Origin of the sequence: Mycobacterium sp. E3247 (assembly GCF_001667785.1) — a bacterium.
GTDB lineage: Bacteria > Actinomycetota > Actinomycetes > Mycobacteriales > Mycobacteriaceae > Mycobacterium.
This window is the reverse complement of the sequence record NZ_LZJG01000348.1, coordinates 50,518-67,516: the sequence shown is the minus strand read 5'-3', so window position 1 is coordinate 67,516 and position 16,999 is coordinate 50,518. Positions and strand designations below refer to the sequence as shown.

Genomic DNA, 16,999 nt, shown 5'->3' with positions numbered 1-16,999 from the left:
TCATCGATCCCAGCGGCCGCGCCGAACATGGGTAGCTGTGAAGCGGGTCTGCCCTGAAACCCAAGGGCGGCCTAGGCTTTTGACCAAACCCGTTTGGCCGGGGAGTTGAGCGCGTCGGACCGCTCGATATAAACCTGGCCGACTTCCCCATCCCATTCGCAGGGGCCGAAGTTCAGCACATACATCAGCCCCGGCCCCTCCAGATCCTTCCCGACCGCAAGGTACTTCTGCATCGACATCCAGATGGAGCGTCGGGTCTCCAGCACAGTGTCGATCGCCCCGCCATCCCAGCGCAGGCGAATAGGCAGGCGCTCACCCGAGAACTGCAGATCCTTCAGCCTCGGCGGTTCGAGCACCTCAGCGGTGCAGAATCTGCCGTCGCGGTCAACGACCGCTGCACCTTGCAACGTGATCAGCCCGTCCAGACGCCAGTAGGACGAGAAGACGAATGCTTTCCCACTTTCGTACAGGCAGCTCGCTATCACGTGACCGCCCCACGGTTCGCCGGTGCCGCCTCCGCGCGGGCCGCGCGAGTGGTCACGCCAGCCCGTCGCATCGATGTCATAGATCGTCTGGTCCACCCGCACCTGGCCGCGGGCGCGATAGAGCTGTTCGTAATGCTCCTTTGCCCAGCCCTGATTGGTCATGTCACCCTTGCCGCCCTCGCCGTGAGCCGAAGTGTGCGCGTCCCACACCGGCGTCACACAGTCGACCTCCAAGTCGATGACGAGGCGCTTGCGCAGGCCGTCCGGGACCAGCCCATTCTGCATATCGGTGTTCGAAACGTGTTGTGCGAAACCGTCAAACGTGACCTTCCAGCGTTTGAACGGCTCAATGCATCGAAATGCCAGGTTCGGTCCCGCCGGCTTCTTCTGCTGGGGTGTGTAGTAGTAGCCCCACATCGTCAGAACGCCCTCATCGCCAGGCAGACAGACCAGCACCCGGTCCTCCCACATATCCCACTCATTGGGCACGCTGCCCAAGTGCAGCCAGAAGCCGAGATCTGCTCGAGGGTCGTATAACGCGAAAAGAAGATTCTCCGCCCAGAACGGCTCAGTCGGTCGCTCCGAGACGACACTCTCCTGCGCGGCCGGCAGTCCGCTCGACAAATCCTGGACGGTCACGAAATCTCCTTACTCACGGTGGTTTGGGGGCTCCATGCCGGCGTCGCCTAGTCGTCCCACCCGGACCAGCGCGATCCAAAACGCGGGGGCGGCGGACCGTCGAGAAGGCCGTCCAGCCAGTCCATGTTGCCGCTCTCGTTGAGTTGGCGCGCCTGGTCCGGCGTTAGCTGTCCGGTCGCCAGCAGCATGGCGGGCAGGCGCACCATCACGAGCGTGATGCGCAGGGCGTTCAGCACAAGGTGCCAGTCGAGGTGTTCAGCCGGGCGACCTATGAGCTCTTGCCAAAGATTGATCGCGTCGCGCCGCGAGCCAAACCCCGCAGGACGCGGCAGTCCGCGCGCGGTGGTGACGGCGTGATCCGTGTACGTCCACCAGGCCAAGTCACACTCCGGCCCCGCCAGGGAGACCATGTCCCAATCGAGCACGGCCGCCACGGACGTTCCCTGGTAGATGATGTTCTGGGGTCGCGCATCGCCCCAGGAGAACCCGGGCGGAGCGCCTTGAGGCAGATTTGTGACCAACCATTCCGAAGCGCGCTTAACCATTGGAAGCTCATCACCTCCACACCACTTGGCATACGCCAGCCAATGGTTCAGCTCCTGCTCGAGTCCCGTGCGGCCCAGGTTTGGCCGCGCCAAGAAACTGAATTCAGCCGGATCCAACCCGTGTAGTTCGGCCATCACCTCGATGGCGCCGCGCCACAACTCATGCTGCGACTGTGGTGGGAGTTCGACTACCCAGCCACTCACGTTGAAGGGCGGATTGTCCGGTGGCACCTGGCCCTCCACCCTCTCCATGACGAAGAAAGGCTGGCCGAACACCCTCGTGTCTGGCTCGTAACCAACCACTGGTGGCGACGGGATCTGCGGCTCCTGCGAAAGCTTCTCGTAAATCAGGTAGTGAGTCTTTACATCCATCCCCATGAATAAGTGCTCGGTCGCGCCGACTCGCATGACGTAGCTGGCCTCCTCACACTCGCCGTTCAATGCGCAGGTGGCGCTTATCATCAGGGTCTCGTTGGCGACGCCAGCGGTGTCGGGCTGATCCACTTTATGCACCTCGAGGTCGTCTCCGACGCGTCGGCGCAACCATGCCTCGATTGCCGGCCGGACCGCACCCATATCGCGAAGCCGAACTTTTGTGGGGATGTCGACGTATTCGACAGCCACGTCGTCGGCCATGCTCAATTCTCCTTCCTGAACTGTCTAGTTCTCTACAGCCGCCCGTCGACGCGGCAGCCGGACGCATCCATTGGGGTGAACGCAAGTCCTTGAGGGCGTGGAAAGCCCTTCAGGGGCAGAGTCGGATATGTCAGTTGACCGTCGTACTTGTCGACTCTTGCGTGGGTGCATTTACTTTGATCCCCAAGGACTTTCGTCGGTGCACCGATCGAAGAAACGCTGTGCTTGAACGTCCCTCGCCGGAGGAATACACAAAATCGCGATCGCCGTGAACGCCACGCCGATGCCGGCCCGCACCAGCACCGGCCGAGGGCCCCTCACTGGGACAACATCATGCGTCGCGCCGACCGCCCACGGCTGCGCAGCCTCGAGATCGGTCATTTACCACGCCTCCGCTGACTGTCGGATAGAAACACGATGACAGTTCGGTGCCATATCGTCAATGCAAATCCCGGGATAGCACAGCTGATCAGGAGGAAACCCCCCCAGGCGTGCAAAGGCAAGGCTGGAGCTTGCACCTCATTACACTAGACAGTTGCGTGCCATACAGTGGTTCGTTGAGCTGGCCCCGGCAGGGCAACCAGCAACCCACCGTCAACGCCCGGACATACGGACCACGCGCCTCGCCTGCGGAACGGAAGGGCATACGAGGCCTTCGCCGCAGGCGCTGCGGGTCGCGCGCCGACGTCGCCGTGGCGGCTGCTTTGTGTTAACGCTGTGGCTATAGTTTCATCGAGTTGATATTGACGCGGGAGGGTGACAGTTGCCCCGTGGGGATCGCTCGCCTCGCGGTGCGCACGCGGAGCGCGTGCGCACTGCACTGCTTGAGGCGGCATTGCAGCTCTTCGGTGCATATGGTTATGACGCAACGAGCACCGATGAGATCGCTGAGGCCGCAGGTGTATCCCCCCGGACCTTCTTTCGCTACTTTCCGACCAAGGAATCGGTGCTTTTCTCGGGAGAGTTTGACTTCATCCGCGCGTTTGGTGGTGTCTATCTCGCCCAACCAGACTCAATCTCCGACTTCCAAGCAATGGAGCACTCGTTCGCGCTCCTCGCTCCCGCATTGAAACGCATCCGGACGCGGATCAGTCAGTACTACGACGCCATAGCGTCATCGGCCGTTCTGCTGGGCCGCGAACAACAGAATCACACCGCCAACATTGACGTGATCGCGAAAATTGTCGCCGAGCGGCGCGGCCTTCCGGCGCCGAATGAAGAATGCGAGCTGCTCGCGTCGGTGGGCATGCTGCTGCTCACCCGGGCCATCAACCGGTGGCTGAATACGCGCGGACAGGCCGTTGAGGACCTCATCCGCCAAGAGTTCGCGGCGTTGCCTGGGATCCTCAAGTAGCGGACCGCGATTCGCAACGCTCACGGCCAGATCGGCACGAGGTTTCTTCGGGCATCGCTTCGCGGCAAACTTGCAACCAGCTCAACGATTTTGGGACCCTCAGATCCCCCAGAGCCGCGGCCAGCTTCCGGTCGTGGCTCGCTTGCAGGGCCACGCAAGCCTAAGCTAAGTCACGCTGGGGGGATCTTGCCGCGAGCTCGGGTCCGTCGGCTCGAAGCGGCCTTGCTCGCGATCGCCCAGCGGCCGTCGATTCATGTTGAAGGAGTTCGCGTCGTAGGTGCTGTCGGCCGGCAAGATCCGGTACAGCTGGGCGCTTTGGCGGACGCTTTCCATGTCGGCGGGGCGTCCGTGGCATCGGTTTTGTCGGCATCGGCTAATCCATGACCTGTTGACTGGGGCCACCGCGAATCGACGAGTCCCTTTGTCAGTTCACAATTTTCGACCATGCCGATCGGCCGCCGGTCGTCAAAGGCGTCTTCTTTGGTGGTTCCGATCAGCGATCCTCGCCCACTACACACCTTCGAGAGCCAAAGATGGCTGATCGTGCGGCCGCCGCACTGCGCAGGATGTTCAACCACGGTGAGATCACCGAGGGAACTATGCTGCCGCCCGAGTCGGAGTTGATGGAACGGTTCGGGGTGTCGCGGCCAACCCTTCGGGAGGCGCTCCGCATACTCGAGTCCGAATCGCTGATCGAAGTCCAGCGCGGGGTGCGCGGCGGGGGATTGCCCGCCCGAAACGGTCCAGGCCATTTGCTCGTTCATCGATTGCGGAGCCGAGTAATGATGCTGCACGGGGACGTTCGACGGTCCCCGAAAATGTCTACGTGAGCTGGCTCTTGTTGCGTTCGGTTACCGCTCGTAACGGGTCTTCGATATTGTCGAAGCCCCCGACGTATGCCTGCCCTATCCGCTGCTCTGCCGCCAAAGCGGGGTTGATCACTGTGGCGGCTCCAGTGGAATAGAGTTCCTTGAGGCCCAACATCGTTCGCTCCGGCACGTCGGCAATCTGTCGCGCCAGCTCGAGCGCGCGGTCCATCAATTGTTCGTGCGGCACGACTTCCGTTACCAGCCCGATCCGCTCGGCGCGAGTCGCCCCGATGACTTCTCCGGTCATTGACATGCGCCGCGCGATGGCCGGACCGACCAACAGCGGCAACCGCGCTGTCATCCCGCCGCCGGGCAGGATCCCTACTCGAATGTGCGTGTCGGCGAAGACCGCTCGTTCGGATGCGATGAGAAAGTCACAGCCCAGGGCCATTTCGAGCCCGCCGGTGAACACGGCACCATTAATGGCCCCGATGATCGGCGTTCGCATGCTCGCCGTCGCAGCGACACAGTTGTGCGATTCGAAGATGGAGAAGTACTCAGCGCCGTGCTGCTGGGCCTCCCTGAGATCCACCCCGGCGCAAAACGCCGGGTCGGTGCCGGTGAGCACCACCGCGCGCACCGAGCCTTCGGCGTCAGCCTCAGTGAACGCCGCGTACGCCGCCTCGACCAGTGCGCGGTCGAGTGCGTTCCTAGCGGCAGGCCGATTTAGCGTCACGACTCGTACGTGAGCGTAATCGACTGTCAAAACCGGTGTTTCGGTGCTCACACAAAGAAAACCTAGCAGAGTCCCGGCTGTGACGTGAGCATCCTGCTGTAGCCAAACTCAGTTCAGACTGACGCATCACCCTCGTGTCAAACAACCGGTGCCCCTCGTAGCTGCTCAACCAGAGCGATCGTGGCCTCATCACCGATAGGCGATAGAAAACTAACCGGCACGCGGTCGATGAGCCCGTCACACCGGTCGTGAATCTTCGCCGCAAGTTTGTCCAAGGGTGCGACGACCGCGAAGGCCTCTAACACCTCGTCATCGATGAGTGTTCCCATTTGATCCCACTTCCCCTGCAAAGACTGGTGATGCAGTTCGGTCTGCAGCTCACCCCACCCGTGCAGGTCCAGCACTTTGCGATAGGCAGGTGTCGATCCATAGAAGCCGATCTGTTTACGCATCGCTTTGGCATTGGCGGCTAGTTCGGCGTCGTCGCGTCCCGTCACCACGAAAACTGAGCAGGAGACCTGTATTTCGCGCCGCTCGCGGCCAGCACGCTGCAAACCGCGCAACAGCGCCGGCGTGGTCACCTCTTCGAAGTAGCGCTTCGTCGTGAATGAGTGCGCAAGCACGCCATCGGCGACCTCTCCACAGATCTCGGTCATCGTATCGCCCACTGCAGCGACGAAGATTCTCGGGAACTCATACGGCATCGGCTCTGGGGTGAACATCGGCGTCATAAGTCGATGGGTATAGAAGTCGCCCTCGAACTCTAGTTTGGTGCCGTTCCGCCAGCACGACCATATCTCGCGCAGAGCTAAAACGAACTCTCGCATGCGACGGGCAGGCTGGCTCCAAGGCATGCCGAACCGCTTTTCGATGTGCGCCTTGACCTGCGAACCGAGACCCAAGTTGAAGCGGCCCTGCGAGTATGACTGAAGGTCCCACCCAAGGTTGGCGACCGTCATCGGGTTGCGAGCGAAGGCGACCGCGATCCCAGTTCCGAGCTCAAGGGTGCGCGTATGTTCGGCCGCGAGCACGAGCGGCAGGAACGGATCGTGGTTGAGTTCGGGCGACCAGCAGCAGTCGTAGCCCTGTCGCTCCAGCGTTTGGGCAGCTTCCGCGACGCCCGCAAGATCCGTGAAGGACGCCGCGTCGATCTTCAAGCCTCCACACTCGTCGCTCATGCCGATACCCTCTGCGCTTCGTTAGCGATCCGCCATACGGGTGTCGCGTAGTTCGTCGGCAAGCCCGCCAGCCAGATTTTTGGTTTTATGACAGATTATATTAGCGAGTCGAATTTTCCTTGGTCTGCGTAGACTCTCTCTCTAATCGCCTCCCGACGATCAAGCATTTCTCGCCGTGGGCGAACCGCGGCACAGTCGCGCCAACCAGATCCCCCGCTGGTGGCATCTACCGCAGAAGAATCGTCCGTTTCCTGCCCCGACTTCGACAAGCAATGCGAAGGGGTCGGCGGCACGCCACAGGGCGAAACGCCTTAACTCAAGGTAACTTTCGCGTGAGTGGCAGATCGCAACCGGTGAGTGCGGTCGAGATGTCCCATAACCGGCGACCGGTCTCGGGATCGCAGGCCTTGCGATTCAACTTGACGACCTTTGGCCTGCCCCACTGGTGAAGCAGGCCGCGCGGAGCCCAGTACGTGGGGGAAGGCAGGTCCGTGATGGCTGCCAACACGGTGGACCGCGCCGCGAGGTCGCCGGGCTGGGCGATTCGAGGTTGAAGGTACCTGACCACCCGCGCGGCGAAGCCGGACCTGTCGGACACGATGGCGCTCTGGCTGATACCGGGGTCGGCGAGGTGTGCGGTGACGCCTCTGCGCGCCAATTCCACGGTGAACACGGCGGTTGCTAGTTTCGATTCGGTGTAAGCCGACCAAGCGTTGTACGCACGGCGTTCCCAGTTCAGGTCCTCCAGATGCAGCCTCGCCATCACGTACGTGCCGGTGGAGACGGTCACGACACGGTTCTTGATGCGATCGGCCAGCAGGCAGGTCAGCGCGAAGTGCCCGAGGTGATTGGTTCCCATATGGGCTTCAAAACCGTCAGCGGTGTGCGTGAGCGGCACGCCGAGTACACCGGCGTTGTTGACCAGCACGTCGACCGAGTCAATGGAGGCGGCGAACTCGTGCACGCTGCGCAGGTTTGCCAGGTCAAGGCGAGCGACCTCCACGTCGCCATGCATGTCACGCGCGGCGGCCACGCCCTTGCTCGGCGTTCGGCAGGCCAGCACCACCTGGTGGCCAGCCGCGGCCAGCGCGGCTGCCGTAGCCTTGCCGACGCCGCTGTTGGCACCCGTAACGATGACCCTCATCTGGGGTCCTCAGCCAGCGACCACGGGTAGGTTTTCCCACCCGCGAACCGTGGAGGTGTGTGCCTGCACCGCGTTGTCCCAGTCGACCTGCCACTCTGGGAAACGTTTGAGCACCTCTTCCAACGCGACGCGGGCCTCGAGTCGGGCCAGATGGGCACCCAAACAGAAGTGGATACCGTGCCCGAACGCGAGGTGCGACTTCTTGTTGGCGCGGTGGATGTCGAAGCGGTCCGGCTCGGCGAACATCCTCTCGTCGCGGTTGGCTGCTCCGTGAAGCAGAATCATCACGCTACCTGCCGGCGCCGTGACGCCGTAGAGCTCGACGCCACGAGTAAGGGTGCGTGCATTCACCGGCGAGGGCGTCTCATAGCGCAGGAGTTCTTCGATCGCATCGGGTATCAAGCTGGGGTCGGCGACCAGCTCGCGTCGCTGATCGGGATGTTCGGCCAACACCTTTCCCGCCCAGCCGATCAGACGCACCGTCGTCTCGTTGCCAGCGGCGGCCAGCAACCCGATGTAGGTCATCATCGTCTCTTTGTCGAGGTGTCTCACGACACCGTCGGAGTCGCTGTAGGTCGCGTTGATCAGGTCCGTCATCAGGTCGTCTGAGGGGTTCTTGGTTCGGTAGTCGATGTATTCGCCGAATGTCTCCGGGTCTAGGATCTCCATGATCCAATCGCTGCCTTCGCCCGCGGCGCTGAATCCCTCCTCCACGCGCTGACGATTCTTGACCTGATCGGACTCGGCCATGCCCAGCATCATTCCGATGGTGCGCATCGGCACCTCGGCGCCAAGGTCGGCGATGAAGTCGAATCCGCCGCGTTCAACCATCGGGTCCAGCGCGCGCACAGTACGCGCGAACCTTCGGCTCGATCTCCGCGACACGACGCGGCGTAAAGACTCGCGCCAGCAGACCGCGGTGCCGATCATGCTCTGGCGGATCCTCGAAAAGGATCAAGCCCGGCGGAACGGGCGCGCCACTCTTGATCATCTCCAGGACGGTGCCTTTACCTGACCGGTACGTGTCCCAGTCCGTGCTGGCGTCCTTCACGTCAGCGAAGCGACTCAAGGCATAGAAGTCGTACAGCTCGTTGTAGTACAGCGGCGCCTCATCCCTGAGGCGACGCCACATCGGATACGGATCTACGTCGAGTTCGGGATCGTAGCGGTCGTAACGGAGAGTGGAGGTGCCGAATGTGTTTTCTATCATTGGCCTTTCGTTGCGCTCGCTGACCGTGGAACGCGCTGCAGTGCCGCCTTCACGCCGCCGCCCTAGAGCCTAAAGCAAAATCTCCGACGAGTTGTCAATTTTCGACTATATAGTTGAAAACTCTAAAATCAACGCCAAAGCGGTGGGCCATCAATGCCGACGACGAACAGGCCCCGACGATGAAGCCGTGCCGGTCGCCGCCTAGCCGCCGATCGCGAAGGGGTGTCGATCGGGGCCTCTATGCACGGCGGTCCGTCGGCCGCCCGCGCCCTGCGCCTGGCGGTTACGCCGGACCCGTGCCGTCGAGACCGTCTTCTCGCCACGGCTCGATCGAGGCCTCCCCGTTGATCCGCTCGTACATTTCGTCCACCGACTGCTGCATGAACTGCGCTTTCGGCCATCCAGAGTGAGCAGCGAACTGCAACACCAACTCGCGCATTTCGTCGTAGGTGATGTCACCGGACTTCATGGCCGAATACACGTGTGACTGAATGGGGATGATGGTGTCGTCCAGTCCCACGCACGCCAAGGTGATCCAGCGGCGGTCGCGTCGGTTCAGCCCTGGGCGCCTCCACAGCTCACCGAAGACGAAATTGAGGATGCCGCTCTCGTAGTAGGGGACACCCCGCGGCGGCGCATCGCAGCAATTCACCTCTCGAAAACACTGCTCGCCGCCTAGTTTACGGAGTTCCTGGTCGGCTGGTGCTGCGCTGAGTGGCTGCGGGAGACGCCGAGAAACTACAGCGACGCCCTCGGCGTGCAGCCGAACCAGTTGCTCCTTCAGAATCGTCTCGGTGACCTCAGCCTTCGGCCAGCCGCAGTACACCGCAAAGTGCAGGATGAACTCGTCGAGTTCATCGACCGTGAACTGGCTCGTCTTCAGCGCGGCGTAGAAGTGGTCGGCAAGCGTGCTGTGTGCGTCGGCACCTGCAGCGCAGCTCACGGCAATCAGTCGGCGGGAACGAAGGTCGATTCCGGGACGTGACCAGATCTCGGCGAACACGAAGTCGATCAGGGTGGCTGCCCTCGGAGTTGCTGGCTCGGTCGGCTCAACAGCCATGATGTCGCGATACAACGCCATGCCCCGTCGGCGCCGTTCCTCGGCGTCCACTTTTGTCGTGCTGACGCTCATATTTCCTTCACGCTGGCTTAGGTAGCCAGAACCCTTTTCGTATCAACGAATCGTCACTCCCGCATCGACCTTCAACTGAGTGCCGGTGACGAAGCGGGCTTCGTCGGAGAGCAGATAGAGCACGGCGTTACTGACATCGACGGCATCGATGTAGAACGTCGGCATCGCGTTCTGGAAGATCGGCCCCAGATCTTGGCGCTCGCCGCTCAACATTTCCATCAACCTCGGTGCCTCGATACCGGTTTCGACACCGGTGGGATGGACGGTGTTCACGCGAATCGCGTGATTGGCGAGTTCGTTGGCCAACGCCATGCTCAACCCGACCACCCCGTGCTTGCTTGCGGTGTAAGGCAGATGCAATGGAGTTCCCTTGATGCCCGCCGCCGAGCTGATGTTCACCAGGCTGCCGCCACGTTCCAGCATGTGCGGGATCGACGCCAGGCAGGTGTTCCAGGTACCAATCAAGTTGACGTCCAGAACAGTTCGCCAATCCTTGTCGGTCGTTGACTCCCATGTTCCACAAGTCAAGACACCAGCGTTGGACACAGCGCCGTCGAGATGTCCGAGTCGCTCAACACCCGTTCCGACGACGTCCTGCATCAGCTGTCGATCTCGGACGTCGACGCGAGCGGCGTGAACCCGCCGGCCCAAGGCCTCCACTTCCTTCACCGTGCTCGCCAGGTCTTCGGCCGAGCTCATCGCATAGCCGATTCCATCGATCGAGCTGCAAATGTCGACGAGGATGAGGTCGGCTCCCTCCTCCGCCAGTCGAATGGCGTGACTGCGTCCCATACCGCGTGCTGCGCCGGTGACCAGAACGACCTTGCCGGTCATGCGTCCCATGAAAGTGCGCGTTTCGTCGATCGTGAGTCGGCCGCCACCAGGTTCAGCGCACGGTGAAGCCGGCGTCGATGGGCAGAGCGATGCCGGTGACGTACTGGGCCTTCTCGCTCACCAGCCACTCGACGGCGTCGGCGATGTCGTCGGGTTGCAAGATTTCGATCGGCAGGGCGTTTTGCATCGCCAGCAGTCCTGGGTCGCCGGACGCGACCATCTGCGCCATCGCGTCGTTCATCGTCATTCCGCTGACCACGCCGGTCGGGTGAATGGTGTTGACCCTGATGTTGTGCGGAGCCAAGTCCAAGGCAAGGCATTGCATGAGCCCGACGATGCCGCGTTTGGCCGCGGTGTATGCCAGAGCACCAGTCATGTGCGTGCCGGTGCCCTTGATTCCGGCTGATGAGCTGGTGATGACGATGGAGCCTCCTCGACCGCCATCGATGAGGGGTTGGCGGGCCAGGAAACAGGTGTTCCAGACGCCGGTCAAATTGGTGTTGATGATGTCGTTCCAGGTGACGATCGGGTCGTCGTCTGGGCTGTAGCGCACGATGCCGGCATTGGCGATGGCGATGTCGAGGCGACCGAAGTGGGCGAGTCCGTCGTCGAGCACGGCCTTCAAAGCTGCCTGGTCGGCGACGTCGGCGATGCCCGTCACGATCTTGGCGCCGGCGCTTTCCACCAGATCTCGGGTTTCGTCGAGATCAGCTTGAGTCGCGTTCGGATAATCCATGCCCGGCAGATCGCGACATATGTCTGCCGCGATGATGTTCACGCCGTGGCCGGCGAGCCGCACAGCATGTGCGCGGCCCTGGCCGCGGGCCGCGCCGGTGATGAACGCGACCTTGCCGGCAAGAAAGTCAGACATGATGAAACTCCTTAGGTGTCAATGCTGTACCAGGACTAATGAGGTAGCGCAGGCGAGCCGAAGCCGATGCGCGGTGCCTGATTGCAGAGCCCTGGCTGCCGTGTGAGCGCGCGCCAGATTCGTGGTGTGCACGTAGTTGGCCAACCCGAACGAGGTGTCGTTTGCCAACGGGATTGCGTCCTCGTCGCTACGGAAGGGGGACACCGACACCACCGGCGGAAAAATGTGCTCGTGCACGCCCGCGCTGGAATTCGAAGGCCTGTACCTCGGCAGTTACCGTCATGCACGTAGCTCCCTCCAGCCGTGGCGACTGGCGCCTGTAAACCAGCCGTCCGTGACTTAGTTGCCGAGTGCGTGGCGATCCAACAGCCCGTCCACCCTGACGACACTACCGGCAGACATGTCCCTTGAACGACAAATTAGGATAAAGTGTCGGTCAAGTCAAGCTTGGGTCCGAAGTCGAGGAGCGGTTGAATGGCCGGTATGGCGACACGGAGTGCTGCGGCGCGGGCCCCGGCATGGGGTGCAGATCTGCCGACGAGCGACGATCAGGCGCGCGAACGGTTGCTTGATGCCGCAGAGAAGTGTTACGCAGAACGTGGCGTGGGCCGAACGAAGATGACGCACATTGCCAACAAGGCAGGGGTACACCGCAGCACCGTTTACAGCTACTTCCCGAATCGCGACGCCGTGCTGGCCGAGTGTTTTCTGCGCGCCGTGACCGCAGTGCTCGATGCGGCGGAGTCCTGTTGGGACACAGGGGAATCGTTCGCCGACCAGCTGGTGAATAGCTGCATAGTCGGCCTCGCCGTAACGCGAGAATCGCCGACCATGCGAATGTTGACCTTCGACGATGAAATGGGGCGCACCTTTCATGCGGCTTCAGCGTCCGAGAAGTGGCAGAACCGTTTACGAGACGGACTCGGCGAGCGATTCGCCGCCGCCGCGGCAAGGGGTGAAGTTCGCGACGATGTGGCTCCAGAGACGATGGCTCACTGGGTGACTCGCATCTGCTTTAGCCTCATCGCTGAGCCTGGACCGGCCGAATACGGAGGCGACGAGGGACTGCTGCGGGCCTTTCTTCCTGGAGCGTTCTCGCCGCGGTGAAGCCGTGTCGCGTCGCCGAGGTGAACGCGGCGGTTCGATCTAGCGCCAGCCTGCTACAGAAGAACGGCGATCGGAGGCGGCTGCCCCAAACCTCAGCCGGCGGGTAGCAGTGCGACCAGTGCTGCGACGTCGCCGATGCTGCGCAGCAAGTCGTTGAGGTGGGTGCACGTCGACGTTCCGTGAAGTTCATGCCGAATGCGAAAGTGCAACTGATCCAACCTCATTCCGGCGAGGCGGGTTGCGCTGGCGACGGCGCCCGGACATTCTTGCCAGGGGAGCACCCGGGCTACCGCCTGCGAGCTCAAGATGGTCTGGGTATCGGAATCCACCACTGCCTCGACCGTGTACTCGTGGATGATGGTTTCCGTGCCGTCGGCCCGGACGTAAGTGTCGCGAAACATCGCATCGATTCCTATTTCGGCTGCTCCCCCATGGTTTCCCACGTCCAGCCTGCGGCGACGACGCATCCCGTGGATAGGGAGCGCTACCATTTCGTGCCAAGCCAGCGGGTCGTCGGGGTCCTCGAGGCCCGGCGCCGGCGGTCCGGTCACAACGGCAGGGTCTCCAGCCTCGAATGAGGTCATCAGCAGACCGCCGGTCACGAAGCCCGCGCATTGGTCGGCGACCGGGAGATAGCCCGATGTGGCGCCGTTCCCCAGCGCGCCGGACGCCGACAACGCATGCCCCGAGATCAGGGTGGCGACCGGGACATCGTCGAGCAACGTGTAGCGCAAGTCGCGTCGCTCCCTTAATTGCGGAGCCGTCTCGTCGACCGCGGCTCGGAACCCGCTCATCGCCGGGGCACCGACCAGATGCATGCACGCGACCGCGGGCTCGACGTCAATCTGCTGAACCACGCGGGCGAGCATCTCGACGGTCACTCGCGTTCGGGCTTGGGCCATCTCGACGGCAGTTCCGTCGTGCGTGGTCATGAGGTCGCGTGCCCAACCAGATAGATGCACCAGATCCAGCGAGCCCGGATCACGCGTTATGTCAATGGAACTCGTGCGCCGCACCGAACCCGGTCGCCGCGGCGGCGTGCCCGTCGTCGGCTCGTGAATACCGTGCAGGGGATGCATCCTGAAATCGGGTGCGCCCAAGTCGGTTCTGGTCATAGCGGCGTCACGAGTTCACTGTGCCGAACTTCGCCGCAGCGAGGACGCTGCAGAACTCCAGATGTTTCCGTCGGAGTCGTAGAGCCCAAAGAACTCGGCATCCGGCCGCACGCGCGCCGTCGGTCGACGGGTGAAGGCCAATTTGCTCGCCAGGATTCCCACGAAATGTCTCTCTTTTCAGTCTGGCGTGTGGCCGGCGTGGATACGTGGCCAACCTCAAGCGCTCGTCGGAGTCGTCGACCCCGACGCTGCGGTTGCCGCACGAACACGAGGCGCGAAAGTGCCCACGCTCGGGCAGTATCACCTGCCCGTCACGGTCGGCCTCGACGGGCACCGGATCGGTGCCGATATGGAAGGCAAGCGCCATGCCCGCCCTACACATCTCTCGTCGCGGGCTCCGGTCATCGCAGACTCGTCGGAGTCCACCATTGGCATCGAATCATCGGTTGGCATGGAACCTCGTCGCTGTGAATCGTCAAAGCACGTGAGCACGTTTTAGAAACCTAACGTGAAGTCGAAAGGTTTCTCAAGAGTGTGCCCATCCAGTCAGCAGCCCTGGAGGTGGCAGGGCCCGGGGAACAATCAGATAAACATTTCTCTATATCATGGTAGGCTTCTTCTCATGCGTCGTGACGCTTCGACGCGCGGCGGATTGGTGCGGCTGACACGCGCCTCGATGCGTGTCCGGCAGGAAGGAACATAGATCATGGGGTTGCTCGACGGTCGGGTTGTTTTCATCACTGGCGCGGCACGCGGTCAGGGCCGTTCGCATGCAGTCACTCTCGCAGAAGAAGGCGCCAACATCGTCGCCGTGGACATCTGCCACGACATCGACGCCGTGCCCTACAAGTTGGGCACGTGGGAAGACCTTGAAGAGACGGCACGGCTCGTCGAGAAAACGGGCCGACAGATGCACTTCCAGGCGGCCGACGTGCGGGATAAGTCGGCCCTTCAGGCCGCGTTTAACGCAGGTGTAGAGCAGTTCGGACATATCGACACGGTGCTGGCCAATGCCGGGATCATCCTCACCAACCCCGACGAGGTCGACGCCTCGGAGTCATTGCGGCTGGGCATCGACGTCATGCAGATTGGTGTCTGGAATGCCTTCCAGGTCGCGATTCCCCACATGAAGGAACGTGGCGAGGGCGGACATTTGATTGCCACTAGTTCGATGGCGGCACTGCTGGACATGACCGATGGCGGTGGAGGCTCCGACGCCTATGTGATGGCCAAGGTGGCCATTGTTGGACTCGTCCGAGCATACGCTAATTTGCTTGCCGCGCATCGAATCCGGGTTAATGCTGTGGCGCCGACGAACTGCGCGACGCCTATGGTCCTGGAAAACCCAGCGCTGTTCAAGGTGATCGAGCAGACGCCACACATGGCCACCGCGATGCAAACGGCGTTGCCGGACTTCCCGATGATCGAGCCCAGAGACGTCAGCAACGCCATCCTTTTCTTGCTGTCGGATCTCGGCCGCACATTCACCGGCAGCGTCCTCAAGGTCGACGCAGGCATGGACGTCCGCCGCTGAACAGTTGCCACCCTGGGCACGGCGTGACGCTCCGAGGCGCAATGCCTTTAGCGTTACCCGACTCACGAGACCCATGCCTTCGCCGACCAACCTCGAAGTCACGTCCGGGCACTGACGGCAACTCAGCAGCGTCCTCTGCCGTCTTCTTCAGCAACTCCCAGAACGCGTGCTCGGTCCTGACTCCGTGTTACCTCAATTGACTGCTGACAGTGGAGTGTGGCGGCCTGATCTTCGGCCTCGACTCACACCAGCGGCGTTGGCCCGAAGTCCCAGCAGTATGCGCACCGATTCTTGAACAGCGTTGTGCAGACAGTGGATAACGCCGCAAGCGAAGTTGCCCACCACCAGCTCGAAGCGCAGGCACGTCGATAACGATGTGCGTCGGCCCGACGCATTACCGGCCGGTCAAGAAATGAGCTCCTTGCCCGGTGTGCAAAGGGTGCCAATAGTTGACCACGAATCTTCACTGTCTGTAGCCCAGTATTGTCGCGACGTGCGGAGCGGTCCATCGCACCCGACGCTTCGTCGAAAATGATCTCCACCAAGCGAATCGCCACGGCACCCCGTGAACGGCTTGGTCAACTTCTGCAGCGGCATGCTGTAGGCCATCGATTCGTCCCACTCACATACCAACTACGGGTGCGAGCACCTCACCCACATCGGTGATCAGTCCCGGCGTATAGCCGTGTGACGGCAGGTTAACGACCACCCCGGAAATTCCGACGTCGATCACGTATCGCTTGATCTGCTCAGCGATGTCGTTGAGATTCCCGACGGCCACGCGAGAATTCGGCGCAAATGCTTCAGAAGCGCCGGCGGCGTCAGTAACGACGACTGTTATCAGAGCACTCGTCTCAAGGGTGACCGGATCGCGATCGTGCTCCTGGCACCGTCGCATGAGGGCTTCGACCTTGCCCGGCAGCCGGTCGAACGGAGCAATGACATTGAGATGGTCGGCGTAGCGAGCAGCCAACGCGAATGTCTTCTGCTCCCCGCTGCCGCCGATCAGAAGAGGCATGTCGTCGCGAATGCGCGGGTTGTTTAACACTGATTCAGCGTTATACCAGCGGCCTTCGAATGTGGGTCGCTCCCCACGGAGCATCGGTGGGATGATCTGCAGCGCTTCCTCGAGGCGTTCGAAACGGTCGGTGAAGGTGCCGAACTCGAAACCAAGCTGCCTATGCTCAAGTTCGAACCAGCCGGCGCCGATGCCCAAGAATCCCCGACCGCCGCTCATCACATCGAGGGTGGTCACCGACTTCGCGAGCAGCGCAGGGTTCCGGTAGGTGTTCCCGGTGACGAGCGTGCCCAACCGCACCCGCCGCGTGGTCGTGGCCAGTCCCCCGAGGGCGGTGTACACCTCCAGCATCGGGTCCTCGAGCGCACCTAGATGCGGAAGTTGGTAGAAGTGATCCATCAGCAGCACCGCATCGAAGCCAGCGGCTTCGGCCTCCTGGGCCTGCGCGACCACGGCTGGGTAGAGCTCGGAAACCGGTGCGCCGTAGGAAAAATTGGGGATCTGCAGGCCGAGCCGCAGAACGCCGCTACCACGGTGAGTGGCCGAAGACTTCGCGGCGTCAGCAGCTGACGTCAACACGACCATCAATCGGTTTCATCGGGCCGGCTCACCCAGGCACGAAGCGTCAACAACATCGGTCACTGCGACGGCG

At 62.1% G+C, this 16,999-nt stretch carries 14 protein-coding genes and 2 pseudogenes; 4 read left to right on the top strand and 12 right to left on the bottom strand.

Features of this window, described 5'->3' with window-relative positions; genetic code table 11:
• Positions 1-71: 71 nt before the first annotated feature.
• Together A9X04_RS19290 and A9X04_RS19285 are read right to left on the bottom strand one after the other, a co-directional pair.
• The gene (locus A9X04_RS19290; protein WP_067923907.1) at positions 72-1,124 is read right to left on the bottom strand and encodes a hypothetical protein; all 1,053 of its coding nucleotides are present in this window, start codon (positions 1,122-1,124) and stop codon (positions 72-74) included.
• A gap of 47 nt (positions 1,125-1,171) precedes the next feature.
• Entirely contained in the window at positions 1,172-2,305 is a 1,134-nt protein-coding gene (locus A9X04_RS19285; protein ID WP_067923904.1) for a phosphotransferase family protein, read from the bottom strand.
• Between the two features lie 763 nt (positions 2,306-3,068).
• Here A9X04_RS19285 and A9X04_RS19280 point away from each other — a divergent pair.
• Both A9X04_RS19280 and A9X04_RS29880 read left to right on the top strand, forming a co-directional pair.
• Complete coding sequence (locus A9X04_RS19280) at positions 3,069-3,659, top strand: TetR family transcriptional regulator (protein ID WP_067923900.1); 591 nt, start codon at positions 3,069-3,071, stop codon at positions 3,657-3,659.
• A gap of 533 nt (positions 3,660-4,192) precedes the next feature.
• Positions 4,193-4,396, top strand: a pseudogene (locus A9X04_RS29880) (FadR/GntR family transcriptional regulator); the annotation flags it as partial.
• Between the two features lie 85 nt (positions 4,397-4,481).
• Here A9X04_RS29880 and A9X04_RS19270 read toward each other — a convergent pair.
• From A9X04_RS19270 to A9X04_RS29875, 8 genes and pseudogenes are all read right to left on the bottom strand, one after another.
• Entirely contained in the window at positions 4,482-5,255 is a 774-nt protein-coding gene (locus A9X04_RS19270; protein WP_067923894.1) for an enoyl-CoA hydratase, read from the bottom strand.
• A gap of 86 nt (positions 5,256-5,341) precedes the next feature.
• On the bottom strand, positions 5,342-6,382 hold the full coding sequence (locus A9X04_RS19265) for an LLM class F420-dependent oxidoreductase (protein ID WP_067923891.1): 1,041 nt from the start codon (positions 6,380-6,382) through the stop codon (positions 5,342-5,344).
• Between the two features lie 316 nt (positions 6,383-6,698).
• Entirely contained in the window at positions 6,699-7,526 is an 828-nt protein-coding gene (locus A9X04_RS19260; protein WP_067923888.1) for an SDR family NAD(P)-dependent oxidoreductase, read from the bottom strand.
• A gap of 9 nt (positions 7,527-7,535) precedes the next feature.
• Positions 7,536-8,736 (bottom strand): annotated as a pseudogene (locus A9X04_RS19255) (cytochrome P450).
• Positions 8,737-9,019: 283 nt separating this feature from the next.
• A complete protein-coding gene (locus A9X04_RS19250) occupies positions 9,020-9,868 on the bottom strand; it encodes a carboxymuconolactone decarboxylase family protein (RefSeq protein WP_067923884.1) in 849 nt (282 codons plus the stop codon).
• Between the two features lie 42 nt (positions 9,869-9,910).
• Positions 9,911-10,711 carry a mycofactocin-coupled SDR family oxidoreductase gene (locus A9X04_RS19245; protein WP_067923881.1) on the bottom strand — a complete coding sequence of 267 codons (801 nt, stop codon included), beginning with the start codon at positions 10,709-10,711 and terminating at the stop codon, positions 9,911-9,913.
• Between the two features lie 43 nt (positions 10,712-10,754).
• Entirely contained in the window at positions 10,755-11,573 is an 819-nt protein-coding gene (locus A9X04_RS19240; protein ID WP_067923878.1) for a mycofactocin-coupled SDR family oxidoreductase, read from the bottom strand.
• 18 nt (positions 11,574-11,591) lie between these two features.
• Positions 11,592-11,846 (bottom strand): aldehyde dehydrogenase family protein, encoded by a 255-nt coding sequence (locus tag A9X04_RS29875; protein ID WP_082962737.1) that lies wholly within the window; start codon positions 11,844-11,846, stop codon positions 11,592-11,594.
• Between the two features lie 201 nt (positions 11,847-12,047).
• Between A9X04_RS29875 and A9X04_RS19235 the strand changes: the two genes are divergently transcribed.
• Positions 12,048-12,680: a TetR/AcrR family transcriptional regulator gene (locus tag A9X04_RS19235; protein ID WP_067923876.1), complete on the top strand. Its 633-nt coding sequence runs from the start codon at positions 12,048-12,050 to the stop codon at positions 12,678-12,680.
• Between the two features lie 92 nt (positions 12,681-12,772).
• Here A9X04_RS19235 and A9X04_RS19230 read toward each other — a convergent pair whose 3' ends face one another.
• Positions 12,773-13,795 carry a DUF2889 domain-containing protein gene (locus A9X04_RS19230; protein ID WP_197509238.1) on the bottom strand — a complete coding sequence of 341 codons (1,023 nt, stop codon included), beginning with the start codon at positions 13,793-13,795 and terminating at the stop codon, positions 12,773-12,775.
• A 706-nt stretch (positions 13,796-14,501) separates the two neighbouring features.
• Here A9X04_RS19230 and A9X04_RS19225 point away from each other — a divergent pair.
• On the top strand, positions 14,502-15,329 hold the full coding sequence (locus A9X04_RS19225) for a mycofactocin-coupled SDR family oxidoreductase (protein WP_067923873.1): 828 nt from the start codon (positions 14,502-14,504) through the stop codon (positions 15,327-15,329).
• Positions 15,330-15,951: 622 nt separating this feature from the next.
• On the opposite strand, the gene A9X04_RS19220 is transcribed toward A9X04_RS19225, so the two are convergent.
• Entirely contained in the window at positions 15,952-16,932 is a 981-nt protein-coding gene (locus A9X04_RS19220; RefSeq protein WP_082975109.1) for an LLM class F420-dependent oxidoreductase, read from the bottom strand.
• Positions 16,933-16,999: the final 67 nt, after the last annotated feature.

Excerpts from the sequence above, each read along its gene's own strand:
- A9X04_RS19240 (WP_067923878.1), bottom strand. The coding sequence starts at position 11,573 with ATGTCTGACTTTCTTGCCGGCAAGGTCGCGTTCATCACCGGCGCGGCC.
- A9X04_RS19230 (WP_197509238.1), bottom strand. The coding sequence starts at position 13,795 with ATGACCAGAACCGACTTGGGCGCACCCGATTTCAGGATGCATCCCCTG.
- A9X04_RS19220 (WP_082975109.1), bottom strand. The coding sequence starts at position 16,932 with ATGGTCGTGTTGACGTCAGCTGCTGACGCCGCGAAGTCTTCGGCCACT.
- A9X04_RS19235 (WP_067923876.1), top strand. The coding sequence starts at position 12,048 with ATGGCCGGTATGGCGACACGGAGTGCTGCGGCGCGGGCCCCGGCATGG.
- A9X04_RS19285 (WP_067923904.1), bottom strand. The coding sequence starts at position 2,305 with ATGGCCGACGACGTGGCTGTCGAATACGTCGACATCCCCACAAAAGTT.
- A9X04_RS19260 (WP_067923888.1), bottom strand. The coding sequence starts at position 7,526 with ATGAGGGTCATCGTTACGGGTGCCAACAGCGGCGTCGGCAAGGCTACG.
- A9X04_RS19225 (WP_067923873.1), top strand. The coding sequence starts at position 14,502 with ATGGGGTTGCTCGACGGTCGGGTTGTTTTCATCACTGGCGCGGCACGC.
- A9X04_RS19250 (WP_067923884.1), bottom strand. The coding sequence starts at position 9,868 with ATGAGCGTCAGCACGACAAAAGTGGACGCCGAGGAACGGCGCCGACGG.
- A9X04_RS19245 (WP_067923881.1), bottom strand. The coding sequence starts at position 10,711 with ATGGGACGCATGACCGGCAAGGTCGTTCTGGTCACCGGCGCAGCACGC.
- A9X04_RS19265 (WP_067923891.1), bottom strand. The coding sequence starts at position 6,382 with ATGAGCGACGAGTGTGGAGGCTTGAAGATCGACGCGGCGTCCTTCACG.